Origin of the sequence: Lysobacter sp. CFH 32150, from assembly GCF_022758295.1 — a bacterium.
In the GTDB taxonomy this organism is placed as follows: domain Bacteria; phylum Pseudomonadota; class Gammaproteobacteria; order Xanthomonadales; family Xanthomonadaceae; genus CFH-32150.
On record NZ_JALDWJ010000010.1, the window covers coordinates 186,781 to 199,768 of the forward strand.

12 protein-coding genes and 1 pseudogene are annotated in these 12,988 nt (G+C 66.1%); 7 read left to right on the forward strand and 6 right to left on the reverse strand.

What is annotated here, in order from left to right; genetic code table 11:
* Positions 1-141: 141 nt before the first annotated feature.
* Positions 142-576: a fasciclin domain-containing protein gene (locus MO486_RS14840; RefSeq protein WP_242909433.1), complete on the forward strand. Its 435-nt coding sequence runs from the start codon at positions 142-144 to the stop codon at positions 574-576.
* Between the two features lie 109 nt (positions 577-685).
* On the opposite strand, the gene MO486_RS14845 is transcribed toward MO486_RS14840, so the two are convergent.
* The 4 genes from MO486_RS14845 to MO486_RS14860 form a co-directional block, all read right to left on the reverse strand.
* The gene (locus tag MO486_RS14845; RefSeq protein WP_242909436.1) at positions 686-1,051 is read right to left on the reverse strand and encodes a hypothetical protein; all 366 of its coding nucleotides are present in this window, start codon (positions 1,049-1,051) and stop codon (positions 686-688) included.
* Positions 1,051-2,235 carry a fatty acid desaturase gene (locus MO486_RS14850; protein WP_242909438.1) on the reverse strand — a complete coding sequence of 395 codons (1,185 nt, stop codon included), beginning with the start codon at positions 2,233-2,235 and terminating at the stop codon, positions 1,051-1,053. Before MO486_RS14850 ends, MO486_RS14845 begins: the two co-directional genes overlap by 1 nt.
* 131 nt (positions 2,236-2,366) lie before the next feature.
* On the reverse strand, positions 2,367-2,906 hold the full coding sequence (locus MO486_RS14855; protein ID WP_242909440.1) for a TlpA disulfide reductase family protein: 540 nt from the start codon (positions 2,904-2,906) through the stop codon (positions 2,367-2,369).
* Positions 2,907-2,958: 52 nt separating this feature from the next.
* Positions 2,959-3,774, reverse strand: coding sequence for a CHAD domain-containing protein (locus tag MO486_RS14860; protein ID WP_242909442.1), 816 nt, complete (start codon positions 3,772-3,774; stop codon positions 2,959-2,961).
* A gap of 27 nt (positions 3,775-3,801) precedes the next feature.
* Here MO486_RS14860 and mutM point away from each other — a divergent pair, with 27 nt between their 5' ends.
* The 3 genes from mutM to MO486_RS14875 all read left to right on the forward strand — a co-directional run bounded on the left by mutM (position 3,802) and on the right by MO486_RS14875 (position 8,135).
* Positions 3,802-4,659, forward strand: a complete 858-nt coding sequence (gene mutM, locus MO486_RS14865) for a bifunctional DNA-formamidopyrimidine glycosylase/DNA-(apurinic or apyrimidinic site) lyase (protein ID WP_242909444.1) — start codon at positions 3,802-3,804, stop codon at positions 4,657-4,659.
* Positions 4,660-4,738: 79 nt separating this feature from the next.
* Positions 4,739-5,302 (forward strand): ECF-type sigma factor, encoded by a 564-nt coding sequence (locus tag MO486_RS14870; protein ID WP_242909447.1) that lies wholly within the window; start codon positions 4,739-4,741, stop codon positions 5,300-5,302.
* A 13-nt stretch (positions 5,303-5,315) separates the two neighbouring features.
* Entirely contained in the window at positions 5,316-8,135 is a 2,820-nt protein-coding gene (locus tag MO486_RS14875) for a serine/threonine-protein kinase (RefSeq protein WP_242909449.1), read from the forward strand.
* Positions 8,136-8,200: 65 nt separating this feature from the next.
* On the opposite strand, the gene MO486_RS14880 is transcribed toward MO486_RS14875, so the two are convergent.
* Positions 8,201-8,824, reverse strand: a complete 624-nt coding sequence (locus MO486_RS14880; RefSeq protein WP_242909451.1) for a thymidine kinase — start codon at positions 8,822-8,824, stop codon at positions 8,201-8,203.
* A 67-nt stretch (positions 8,825-8,891) separates the two neighbouring features.
* On the opposite strand from MO486_RS14880, the gene MO486_RS14885 reads away from it, so the two are divergent.
* Together MO486_RS14885 and MO486_RS14890 are read left to right on the forward strand one after the other, a co-directional pair.
* Entirely contained in the window at positions 8,892-10,871 is a 1,980-nt protein-coding gene (locus MO486_RS14885) for a UvrD-helicase domain-containing protein (RefSeq protein ID WP_242909453.1), read from the forward strand.
* A 46-nt stretch (positions 10,872-10,917) separates the two neighbouring features.
* Positions 10,918-11,439, forward strand: a complete 522-nt coding sequence (locus MO486_RS14890) for a GNAT family N-acetyltransferase (protein ID WP_242909455.1) — start codon at positions 10,918-10,920, stop codon at positions 11,437-11,439.
* A 52-nt stretch (positions 11,440-11,491) separates the two neighbouring features.
* Here the strand turns inward: MO486_RS14890 and MO486_RS14895 are convergent, their stop codons facing one another.
* The gene (locus tag MO486_RS14895; RefSeq protein ID WP_242909457.1) at positions 11,492-12,154 is read right to left on the reverse strand and encodes a peroxiredoxin; all 663 of its coding nucleotides are present in this window, start codon (positions 12,152-12,154) and stop codon (positions 11,492-11,494) included.
* Positions 12,155-12,672: 518 nt separating this feature from the next.
* Here MO486_RS14895 and MO486_RS16525 point away from each other — a divergent pair.
* Positions 12,673-12,988 (forward strand): annotated as a pseudogene (locus MO486_RS16525) (peptidase M4 family protein); the annotation flags it as partial.

A 12,988-nucleotide genomic window follows, 5' to 3' on the forward strand; every position in this document is an offset into this window, starting at 1 on the left:
CGGCCACTCAGCCGCGCTGCACTTCCACTCCCAAACCGCAACTGAGCCTCGCGCTCCTGCAGACGCAGGGGCCACGGCTTCGGCCGCTTTCGATTCCGCAAGACCGCGGATTGCACCCAAGGCATTCTGATTATGAGCACCATGAGCAATACACCCAGCACCAAGAATCTCGTTGATACGGCTGCCGCCAACGATTCGTTCAAGACCTTCACCAAGGCAATCGAACGCGCCGGCATGAGCGACACCCTGCGCGGCGCAGGTCCGTTCACTGTCTTTGCCCCAACCGACGCGGCATTCGAGAAGCTGCCCACCGGCAAGCTCGAGAATCTGTTCAAGCCCGAGAACAAGGAAGAGCTCGTTTCGCTGCTGAACTACCACGTCGTCAGCGGTCGCAAGAGCACAGCCGACATCGGCAAGTGGGAAGCGGCCAAGACGGTGAACGGTCAACTGGCTCCGATCAAGCTGACCGACAATCAGGTCATCATCGACGGCGCACATATCACCGCGGCCGATATTGATTCAAGCAACGGCATCATCCACGGCATCGACAAGGTCAATGTTCCGACCAAGCAATAACGTCGTTTGAATGAGCAACACGGCGGGGCGAAAGTCCCGCCGTTTTTTGACAGTGGCGGCACCGGGTCGAATGTGGATATCCCATCGGCTGCGCTTGGTGCTGGTTCCACTATTGCGGCGGTGCGGCCAGTTCCTTCGTGCTGAGGAATCCATCGCGATTGCCGTCCTGGCGCTTGAACGTCTCCGCCAGCCGGGCGCGATGCGCTTCGCGCGTCACGGGTTGGCCGCGACCACCTGGCAATTCTTCGGCGGCAAGGATGCTGTCGCGATTGCGATCCATCGCATCGAAGGCGTAGCTCATCCAGTCCTGGTATTCGACCAACGCGACACGGCCGTCGCCATCGGCATCCATGCGCGCGAGGTAGTCGCTGGTCTGGGTGACCTGCGCGGCCGCGATCAACGGCAACAGCAGGAAAACGCAAAAGCCCGCACGATGAAGTGCGGGCTTGCTGGAGAACGCAAAGCGCGAACGCATCACGCCGTATGCAGCGAATAACCTTTCATGCGCGCCGAGAAATCCTGCAGCGCACGGATGCCGCTGGCTTCGGCTTCGGCGCACCACGCATGCAGTTTCTGCAGCGTGGCCTGCGCGTCATGCGAGCGGTCGTCGAGCACCTGCGCCAGGCGCGCACGAAATTCGGCGAGCTGCGCCATGCGCGGGCTCTCGGCGACCCAGGCCTGCAGGCGCGCGCGCTTGTCCTCGCTGAGCCAGCGGCCGCCATCGGCCAGGCCCTTGCGCAGCTGGCGCGGAAGCTTGCGCTTCTCGGCAGCGGCCTCGCGCAGCGCGGGCAGGGTGACGTTGCGGTAGTAGTCGGTCATCGCCTGGAAGCGGATCGCCAGCAACGCCTTCAACGTTTCACCGTCGGGCATCGCGATGTTCGGACGCACGTCGAGCGTCGGCGCCACGCGCAGCACGGTCGCCAGGCCGAGTTTCTCGAACAGCTTGATCGTCGACCAGCCGATGTCGAATTCGAACTTGCGCAGCGCGAACTTGGCCGAGGACGGGAACGCGTGGTGGTTGTTGTGCAGCTCTTCGCCACCGATCCAGAAACCCCACGGGGTAAGGTTGGTGGCGGTGTCGGCGGTTTCGAAATTGCGGTAACCCCACCAGTGGCCAAGCCCGTTGACGACGCCGGCGGCCCAGAACGGGATCCACGCCATCTGGATCGCCCACAGCGCCACGCCGGCGAAGCCGAACAGGGCGAAGCTGATGAACAGGTAGAGGGTCGGGCCGAGGGTCGGGTACTTGCTGTACAGGTGACGCTCGATCCAGTCGTCCGGGCAGCCCTTGCCGTACTTCTCGATCGACTCGCGGTCGGCGCGCGCTTCGCGGTAGAGCTCGACGCCGCGCCAGAACACGGTCTTGATGCCCTTGATCTGCGGGCTGTGCGGGTCTTCCTCGGTCTCGCACTTGGCGTGGTGCTTGCGGTGGATCGCCGCCCACTCCTTGGTCACCATGGACGTGCTCAGCCAGGTCCAGAAGCGGAAGGCGTGGGCCAGGGCCGGGTGGAAATCGACCGAGCGGTGCGCCTGCGAGCGGTGCAGGTACAACGTCACCGAGAAGATGGTCAGCTGCGTCGCGACCAGGAAATAGATCAGCAACGTGCCCCAGCCAGCCTGGATGAGGCCACCGGCGAGGAAGTCGAGGAAAGCGGGCATACGAACTCCGGAGACGAGAAGGGCCGGGGCGCACCCGGTCCCACGCGCGATGATCGCACCTCAGGCGATGCGTCGCACGGGAATGGTCCTGTTTCTGTGATGGGGTCGCTGGGACCCTGACGCAAGCCTGCTCAGCCGGCCTTGGCCGCCTGCTGGCGGTCCAATTCAGCCTGCAACAAGCGCTTGATCTCGTCGATGATCGCCTGCAGCGATCCCTCGCCGTAGCCCACGTGGTGGCTGGCGACATTGCCCTGCGGATCGACCATCCACAGGTTGGGATAGGAGTCGACCCCGTAGCTGGCGGCGATGTCGCCGCTGCGGTCGCGCGACAGCAGCAGCTTGTAGTCGCGCATCTGGCGGGTCATGGCCCGGTAGTCCGCGTTCTCGTCCTGGACATTGACCGCGATGGTCTGCAGCCACTGGTTGCCGACCTGCTCCTGTAGCGCATTCAACGCCGGCAGTTCCTTCAGGCAATAGCCGCACCAGGACGCCCAGAACGTGACGATCACGACCTTGCCGCGATAGGCCGACAGGTCGACGACGTTGTTCTTGCCATCCTTGCCCAGCTGCACGGGCGCGGCAGCGCCGATGGTCGGCGCGGAAGCCGGTGTCCCGGCGATGGCGGTCAACGTCCCCAGCAACAAACACGCGGCCAACATCCACTGTCGCATACGGTTCTCTCCCCGAAGTTGGCGCAGTCTAACGGCCGCGTGGCTGCGTGGGCTAGACGGTTTGGTCAGCGGTCAGGATGCGTTTGCGCTGCCGCGCCAGTGCGGTCTCGGCGTAACGTTTCAGGGCGCTGCGGTCGTCCTTGGCGAACGGGGAGTCGCGGCGGCAATGTTCGAGCAGCAGGTTCAGGTCCTGCGCCGCGCCGAGTTGTTCGGCCATGCACTTGTCGAACAACGACGGCGTGATGAAGTCCAGGTGCGCCAGTTTGCAGGCGCGCTGCTGCTGCGACAGCCGCCGCATCCGGCGGCGCCAGCGGTGCCAGGCCGTGTCGCTGTCGGAAGCGTGCACGCGCGACCGCGCCTGCACGATGCGCTCCGCGCTCGCGGCGAGGGCGTCCTCCCAATGCAGTGGCGTGATGGCCGCCCACGGCAGCCCGGGCAAGGCAGCGCGCAAGGTCGCAAGCAACGCACGGGTTGCTGCCAGTCCCGGGTCGGCGTGCAACGCAGCGCGTGTACGCAGCGGGCGCCGGCTGGCTGCGACGCGGCGGGCACGACGCAGTTGCTGCGCGATCTCCACCTCGGGATGCTTGGCGATCAACCGATCCAGCGTTTCCACCAGCGCCTGGGCATCGCGCAATGACGACAGGCCGTCGTTGACGCGGCGGAGTTCGCGATCCAGCAACGTTGCGCCCGGCCCGAGCACGGCTTCACCGAGGGCGAGGATCGCGCGCGTGCGGCGCAGGCCTTTGCGCGCGCCGTGCACGCCAGCGTGGAGGCGTCCGCCGCGCCATGCCAGACCTGCGATCGCAGCGTCGAGTTCGGCTGCGGCAAGGTCCCGCAAAACCAGGCCCGGGGCGATCAGTTCGTTCATGACGGCAACCGATAGTACGCTGCCCACATGCCCGAACTACCCGAAGTCGAAACCACGCGCCGTGGCCTGGCGCCGCACCTGGAAGGCCGCCGCGTGCGCGCGGTGACCTTGCGCCGGCCGGACCTGCGCTGGCCGATTCCGCCGGAAATCTCCGCACTGCTGCCGGGACAGCGTATCGAGGCGGTGCGCCGTCGTGCCAAGTACCTGCTGCTGGATACGCAAGCCGGCAGCGCGCTGCTGCACCTGGGCATGTCCGGCAGCCTACGCGTGCTGCCGCCGGCGACGCCGCTGGATGCACACGACCATGTCGACATCGCGCTCTCCTCGAATCGCGTGCTGCGCTTCAACGACCCGCGTCGCTTCGGCTGCCTGCTGTGGCAGCCGCCGGGCGAAACCCACGAGTTGCTGCGCGAACTGGGGCCAGAGCCCTTGGCCGATGGATTCGATGGCGCGGCTTTTGGTGGCGCGACTTTCAACGGCGCGACTTTCAACGGCGATTACCTGTTCGAACGCAGCCGCGGCCGCAAAGCACCGGTCAAGACCTTCCTGATGGACCAGAAGATCGTGGTCGGGGTCGGCAACATCTATGCGGCCGAAGCGCTGTTCGCCGCCGGCATTTCGCCGCTGCGCGCTGCCGGGCGCGTGTCGCGCGAACGCTATGTCCGGCTGGCGACGGCGGTGCAGGACATCCTTGCCTACGCCATCACCCGCGGTGGCACCACCCTGCGCGATTTCATCAGCCCCGATGGCGCGCCCGGCTATTTTGAACTGGAATTGCTGGCCTACGGCCGCGGCGGCGAACCCTGCCCGCGCTGCCGGCGGCCGCTGCAGCAGGCCATGATCGGCCAGCGTGCCACGGTCTGGTGCGGCCACTGCCAGCGCTGAACGCGGGGCCTGTAACGGAACTCGGATCACCCGGCGGCCACCGCTTCGGGCTATATTGCGGGCGCCCTCGGGGGAGACGATGGTCGATACTGCCGACATCACCGAATTGCTCGACGCGGCCAGGGATGGCGATCGCGGCGCGCTTGATCGCGTCCTCGCAACGCTCTACCAAGAGCTGCACTCGATGGCGCGGCGCCAGCTCGCCGGCCAGCATGGCCACACCCTCGACGCCACCGCTTTGGTGCACGAGGCCTACCTCAAGCTGATCGGCCGCAACTCGGCGCGCTTCGACGATCGCGCGCACTTTTTCGCCTACGCCGCCTCGGCGATGCGCAGCGTGGTGGTCGATTACGCCCGCCAGCGCCTGGCGCAGAAGCGCGGCGGCGACCTGCACCGCGTCACCGAATTGCCCGAGGAAGTCGAAGGTGGCCTGCGCCTGGACGAGGAAACCCTCGGCCTCGACACCGCCCTGACCCGCCTCGCCGCGGTCGACCAGCGCCTGGCGCAAGTGGTCGAACTGCGGTATTTCGCCGGCCTCAACGAGCTGGAGATCGCCGCGCTGCTGCAACGTTCCGAGCGCAGCATCCGTCGCGACTGGCAGAAGGCGCGACTGTTCCTGCTGGCCTCGTTGAAGGACAGCTGACTCCAAGCCGTCGATGGACGCCGAGCACTGGCAACGGCTGTCACCACTGCTCGATGCCTTGTTCGAGCTGGAGCCGGACGAGCGCGTGCGCAGCCTGGCGCTGATGCGCGAGGAAGACCCGCAGCTGGCAACCGAACTGGAAGCGCTGCTGCAACTGGAACTGGAACGCGAGGACTTCCTCTCCGAACCCCTGGTCGCACCCTTGCCAGGGCCCCGTCCAGGCATCGAGGTCGGACCGTACCGGCTCGACCGCATGCTCGGCGAAGGCGGCATGGGCCAGGTCTGGTTGGCGGCGCGTTCCGACGGTCTGTACCAGCGCCGGGTCGCGCTCAAACTGCTGCGCCCGGGCCTCGCCGATCCCAACCTGCGCCTGCGTTTCACCCGCGAGCGGCAGATCCTGGCACGGCTGGCGCATCCGCATATCGCGCGCCTGCTCGACGCCGGCGTCAGTACCGACCACCAGCCCTACCTAGCGCTCGAGTATGTCGAGGGCGAACCGGTCACCGACTATTGCCGCAACCGCAAGGTGTCGCTGGAAGCGAGGCTCGCGCTGTTCCACCAGGTCTGCGCGGCGGTCAGTCATGCCCACGCCAACCTCATCGTGCATCGCGACCTGAAGCCATCGAACATCCTGGTGACTCCGGCCGGCGAAGTGCGCCTGCTCGACTTCGGTATCGCCAAACTGATCGATACCGAACTCGCGGCCCCGGACCAGACCCGTACCGGCGTGCGCGCCTTCACTCTGCACTACGCCGCGCCGGAACAGGTACGCGGCGAAGTCGTCACCACCATGACCGATGTCTATGCGCTCGGCGTGGTGTTGTACGAGCTGCTGACCGACGCCAAGCCGTATCGGCTCAAGCGCCAGACCGACGCCGAATGGGAAGAGGCGATCCTGCTGGTCGATCCGCTCAAGCCCTCGCAGACGCTGCAGCGCGCGGCCGACGACACCGTCGGACCCGAGGCCGCTGCACTGAAGCGACGCGCGCGCATCATCGCAGGCGATCTCGACAACATCGTGCTGAAGACGCTGGCCAAACGGCCGGAGCAACGTTACCCCTCGGTGGAAGCGCTGGCCCTCGACCTGCAGCGCTACCAGGCGGGGCGACCGGTGCAAGCGCGACCACAGAGCGTCAGCTATCGCTTGCGCAAATATCTGCAGCGGCACCGCTGGGCCATCGGCATGGCCGTGCTGGTCACCGCAGTGCTGTCCACCGCGCTGGCGATCGTCGCCTGGCAGGCTCGCCAGGCGGTGCAGGAAGCCGCCCGCGCGCAGGCGATGCAGGCCTTCGTCGCCAGCCTGTTCGAAGGCGCCGGCAACGCCTCCGGCGGCGCGCCGATGGACTTGCGCGACCTGCTCGATGCCGGCATCGTCCGCGCCGACCGCGAACTCGGTCGACAGCCACGTGCGCGCGCCGAAATCTACGGTGTGATCGCGCGCATCCGCCACGGCCTCGGCGATTACCGCGAAGCGCAGGACCTGCTGCAGCGCCAGACCGGCATCGTCGCCACGCTGACCGACCTGCCGCCGAGCTTGCGCCTTGAATCGGCGACCCAGCGTGGCGCCACGCAACTCGCACTCAACCAGCACCAGGCCTGCGTCAACGGCATGCAGCCCTTGCTCGACAACGCGCAACGCGAACAGGCACAGCTGCCGGTGCAGGTCGCCAATTTCTATTCGCAACTCGGGCGCTGCCGTCGCGCCAACGGCGAACGCAACACGGCGCGTCTGCTGTTCGAGCGGTCGCTGGCGTTGCGCAAGGACCCGCTCGGCGACGACGTCGGCGTGATCGAGAACCTGTTCGACCTCGCCAACCTGCACGGCGACAGCGGCGACAGCGCTGCCGCCATGCGCGGCTACCGCGGCGCACTAGCGCAGCTGCGGCAGGAAGTGGGCGAACGCCATCCCCTGGCAATCGAGCTGCAGCAACGCATCGGCATGCTGCAGCGCGAGCAAAGCAACATCGCCGCCGCCGGGGAAGCTTTCGACGCCGCACTGTCGCTGTCGGCCGAGCTGCTCGGCGAACGCCACCCGACCACGCTGGAACTGCGCCGGCAACGCGGTGGCGTGTACATGGAGCAAGGCTGGTTCGACGCAGCCGAGCGCGAACTGGAGAGCGCCAACCGGCAGCTCGTCGAACGCCTCGGCGACAAGCATGCCGACGTCGGCAGGAGTTTCCACACCCTGGGCATGGTCGCCTGGGAGCGCGGCGAACTGCAGGCAGCGCAACGCGACATGAAACGCGCAGTGACCATCTGGCGCGCGACGCACAGCCGCGAGCTGCTCGCGCGCGGGCTGGTCGATTACGCCCAGCTGCTCCATGCGCAGGGACGCCAACGCGAGGCGATGACGCTGATCGCCGAAGCCCGCGACTTGCGTGTCCAGCTGGTCGGCAAGGACCACCAGCGCGTCGGCGACATCGACCGCATCTACGGTGAACTACTGGCCGCAGATGGCCACCACGCCGAAGCGCTGGAACGACTCACGCAGGCGCTGCGCCTGACCCGTGACGGTTACGGCCCCGCGCATGTGCGCACGCACGTCGCCGAACTCGCGCTCGCGCGCGAACAGGCGCGCGAAAACGTCGCCGCGCTGGCGCGGATTGAGGCGATCGCAGTGTTGCCCGGGAAAGGCAACGAGACCGACCGGCTGCGTTGGCAAGCCCGCGCCTACCTGGCCGAAGCGCGCTGCCGCAACGGCCTGGCCGTGCAGGCGCGCAGCGAACTCGACGCGCTGGAGGCGGAACTACGCGTCGCCCTGCCGGAGGGCGGCCGGCTTCCGCGCGAAGTCGCGGCGATCCGCGATGCATGCAGGGTGCTGGCGAAACGGTAGGGCGGGTTTTAACCCGCCATTGCGATGCCGGCCACCAAGACGACGGGTTAAAACCCGCCCTACGCTCATTCTTTCAGTAGCGGCGGCTGCAACGGCTCGATCCGCCCTTCGCCGCGCATCACTTTTTTGAACTCCGCCCGGGACACCGACACGTAGCGCTCGTTGCCGCCGATCTCCACCTGCGGTCCGGCCTGCAGCGCGCGGCCCTGCGCATCGATGCGCACGTTCATCGTCGCCTTCTTGCCGCTGTGGCAGATCGTCTTGATCTCGACCAGCTCATCGGCCCAGGCCAGCAGGTACTGGCTGCCCTCGAATAGTTCACCGCGGAAATCGGTGCGCAGGCCGTAGCACAGCACCGGGATCTTCAACGCGTCGACGATCTCGCTCAGCTGCCACACCTGTGCCTTGGTCAGGAACTGCGCCTCGTCGACCAGGACGCAATCGAGCTTGCCGTGCGCGGCGATATCGAGGTCCACCCAGGCCTTGAGATCATCATCGCGATCGAAGGCCACGCCCTCCGCCTGCAACCCGATCCGCGACGCGACCCGGCCGCTGCCAGCGCGGTCGTCCAGGCGCGGGGTCAGGATCGCCGCGCGCATGCCGCGCTCGCGGTAGTTGTGCGCGGACTGCAGCAGCGTCGTGGTCTTTCCGGCGTTCATCGCCGAGTAGTAGAAGTAAAGCTTGGCCATGTGACGAGTTTAGCCGAGCACGCGCGCGTCGCCGGGTAAACTACGCGTCCTGATCCGCAGTCCTCCCATGCACGGCCTCAATCCTCCCCAACGACAAGCCGTGCTGCTCACCGATGGCCCGCTGCTGGTACTCGCCGGCGCCGGCAGCGGCAAGACCCGCGTCATCGTCGAGAAGATCGCGCACCTGATCACCTCGGGCCGCATGCCCGCGAAGCGCATCGCCGCGATCACCTTCACCAACAAGTCCGCACGCGAAATGCGCGAGCGCGTGGCGAAGCGCATCAAGGGAGACGCGGCCGAAGGCCTGACCGTCTGCACCTTCCACGCGCTCGGCCTGAAGCTGCTACAGATCGAACACGCCAAGCTCGGGCTCAAGCGCGGCTTTTCGATCTTCGACAGCGAGGACAGCGCGGCGCAGCTGAAAGACCTGTTGCCGCCAGGCAGCAAACCCGATGTCATCGATGCGGCGAAGAACCTGATCTCGCGCGCCAAGAACGCAGGCCTGTCGCCGGAACAGGCCGCCGAAGCGGCGCAAAGCGTGCGCGAACGCGAAGCAGCCGCGTTGTACGCCCGTTACCAGCAGCGCCTGACCACGTTCAACGCCGTCGATTTCGACGACCTGATCCGGCTGCCGGTGCAATTGCTGGAATCCGACGAGGATGCCGTCGCCGCGTGGCGCGAGCGCATCGGCTATCTCCTCGTCGACGAGTGCCAGGACACCAACGATGCGCAGTACCGCCTGCTGAAGGCATTGGCCGGGCCGAAAGGGTTGTTCACCTGCGTGGGCGACGATGACCAGTCGATCTATGCCTGGCGCGGCGCCAATCCCGACAACCTGCTGCAACTGGGCAACGATTACCCCACGCTGCAGATCGTCAAGCTCGAGCAGAACTACCGCTGCAGCAACCGCGTGTTGCGCGCGGCGAATGCGCTGATCGCGCACAACCCGCACGAGCACCCGAAGACGCTGTGGAGCGAGCAGGCCGACGGCGAGCGCATCCGCATCTGGGAATGCAAGGACGCCGCGCACGAAGCGGAAAAGGTCGCCGATCAGATTCATTTCTTGAATCAATCCCGCGGCGCGCCGTGGAGCGACTTCTGCATCCTGTTCCGCGGCAACCACCAGAGCCGTGTACTGGAAAAAGCGCTGCAGCTGTTGCGCGTGCCTTACCACCTCAGCGGCGGTACCGCCTTCCTCGACCGCGGCGAAGTGAAGGATGCGATGGCGTGGCTGCGGCTGATCGCCAATCCCGATGATGACGCGGCGTTCCTGCGCGCGGTGACTTCGCCCAAGCGCGAAGTCGGCGGCACCACGCTGGCCAAACTCGCGGAGCTGTCACAACACGCGCACCAGCCATTGTCGCGTGCAGCGGAATCGGTCGGCCTGCTCAAGCAGTTGCCGGCGCGCGCGGCGAACGCGCTCGGCGGCTTCGCCGACATCGTCCGCGGCCTGCGCAGCGACGCTGCGCGTTTGCCGCCTGCGGAGCTGGTGCGCAAGCTCAACGAACGTTCCGGCCTGCTCGCCGCGCTGCGTGCGCAGTGCAAGGACGAGGCCCAGTTCCAGGTCCGCCGTCGCAACCTCGACGAGCTCGCCGACTGGTTCGACGGCCCAAAGACCAGCGGCCCCGGCGAACTCGCCGCTTCGCTCGCGCTGCTCTCGCACGCCGACAAGGGCGATGCCGGCAACCAGGTCCGACTGATGAGCCTGCATGGAGCGAAGGGGTTGGAATTCCGCTACGTCTTCATCGTCGGCGTCGAAGACGGCAACCTCCCGCACGAAGCCTCGCTCGAAGAAGGTCGCCTGGACGAGGAACGCCGCCTGCTCTACGTCGGCATCACCCGCGCCAAGGAACAGCTGTGGCTGTCGTACGCCCGCGAGGCGACGAAGTGGGGCGACCGCGTGCGCCACCTGCCCAGCCGCTTCCTCGACGAGTTGCCCACCGCCGAACTGCAGCGCGACGGCGCCGATCCCATCGCCGATGCCGCGCACAAGCAGGAGCGCGCGACTGCAGGATTTGCGGCGATCAAGGCGTTGCTGGAAGCCTAACCCGCAATCGGCAATGCGTTGCGGCAATCAGAGCATTGCGCCAAGCTTGAAATCCCCACCTCATTGGTCGAACACGATGTCGCTGGTGATTCGCGACGCAACCGCGGCAGACCATGCCGCGATCCTGCGCCTGAACCTGGAGTCGGAGCACCTACTCAGCCCGATGGACGCCGCGCGCCTGGTCCATCTCGATGGGCAGGCGGCCTATCACCGTGTCGTCCAGGATGGCGACGGCGTGGTCGCTTTCCTGTTGGTCTTCCGCGAAGGCGCCGACTACGACAGCCCGAACTACGGCTGGTTCGCCGAGCGCTACGACCGCTTCCTGTACGTCGATCGCGTCGCTGTCGCCGCCTCGCACCAGGGGCAACGGCTCGGTGTGGCGCTGTACGAGGATCTGTTCGCGTTCGCACGCGGGCAGGCGATCACGACGGTCACCTGCGAGTTCTACAGCAAGCCGCTGAACGAAGCGTCGCAGCGTTTCCACGCAAGGTTCGGCTTCCGCGAAGTCGGCACGCAATGGTTGCCGGACAGCAGGAAGCAGGTGTCCTTGCAGGTGGCGTCAATCTGAGACCACAACGAAATAGGGCGGGGACAAGGTATGGTCCCCGCCCGTATCCCGCTCACATCCGCGGTTGCGGCACGACGCGGATATAAGGTTCCGGCGATTTCCAGCCGGCTGGGAACAGTTGCTTGGCTTCTTCGTCGGACACCGAGGCGGCGATGATCACGTCCTCGCCGGGGTGCCAGTTGACCGGTGTCGCGACCTTGTACTTCGCGGTGAGCTGCATCGAGTCGATCACGCGCAGCACTTCGTCGAAGTTGCGGCCGGTGGTCATCGGGTAGATCAGCACCAGCTTGACCTTCTTGTCCGGGCCGATGACGAAGACATTGCGCACGGTCTGGTTGTCAGCCGGGGTGCGGCCTGCCGAAGTCCCCGCGGTATCGGCCGGCAGCATGCCGTACAGCTTCGACACCTGCAGGTCCGGGTCGCCGATGACCGGATAGTTGGGTGCAGTGCCCTGGCTCTCGCGGATGTCCTGGGCCCAGCGCTTGTGATCGGCGACCGGGTCGACGCTCAAGCCAATGATCTTGACGTTGCGCTTGTCGAAATCCGGTTTGATCCGCGCCATGTATCCCAACTCCGTCGTGCAGACCGGGGTGAAATCCTTGGGATGTGAGAAAAGCACGCACCACGCATCGCCGATCCAGTCGTGGAAGGCGATGCGGCCTTCGGTGGTGTCGGCTTCGAAATCGGGTGCGATGTCGCCAATCTGGAGCGTCATGTTCAACCTCCTGCGGTTTGTCTGTAGACAGTCGTCAAACATCGACGTTTTTCCATGACTGGCAATGACCCGATCGGGGGAAGGGGCGACGCGCGCAAAACCGGGTTGAAACCGTCGACACGGTCGCTGCCTCGATGCGGCTATTTCGCAATCGCTTGTTGCGACGCAGCACAAGCATGTCGGCCTATTCCGTAAGCACTCTGCTGCATTTGCATGCGACATGGCGCAAACACGCATGGCGGCTACGGCCATGCCCACTTCGGTTTGTGCTGCGTCATCCACGTCTTCACGTAATCAAAACATTTGGCCGGGGCGCATTGACGCCACGAACAAGCGCGCCTAGCGTCCGCGGATCGCCACGGCAAACCACCGCGTGCGATATCCGAAGACACCTGCTCCCCAATGCCGCGCATCGGCACCCGGGGAAGGATGTGCAGGTGACAGGGGCGGATGCAGGACCGCAGTCAGGGAGGCCGCGTCGCGGCCAATATCGACACTCTCTATCGGGGGTAATTCTCGTGAATCGTGAACTTTCGTTCCGCTTGCATGCGCTCGCCTTCGCCACCGGCTTGGCACTGACCGCCGGCGTGGCTTCCGCAGCCGACCGCATCGACCTGCATCGCCAGGATCTCCAGCAGCTCAACGCCCAGTACAAGTCCGTCGTCGTGAGAAGCGGTGTTGCGGCGATGGCGCATGAACGCCACGAACAGCTGCTGCAACTCGATCCGGAATCGCGCCTGGTGCTCAAGAGCCGCCATACCGACCACGGCGTGCGCAATACGCGCTACCAGCAGACCTTCCGTGGCATCCCGGTGTTCGGGGAGCAGGTGATCG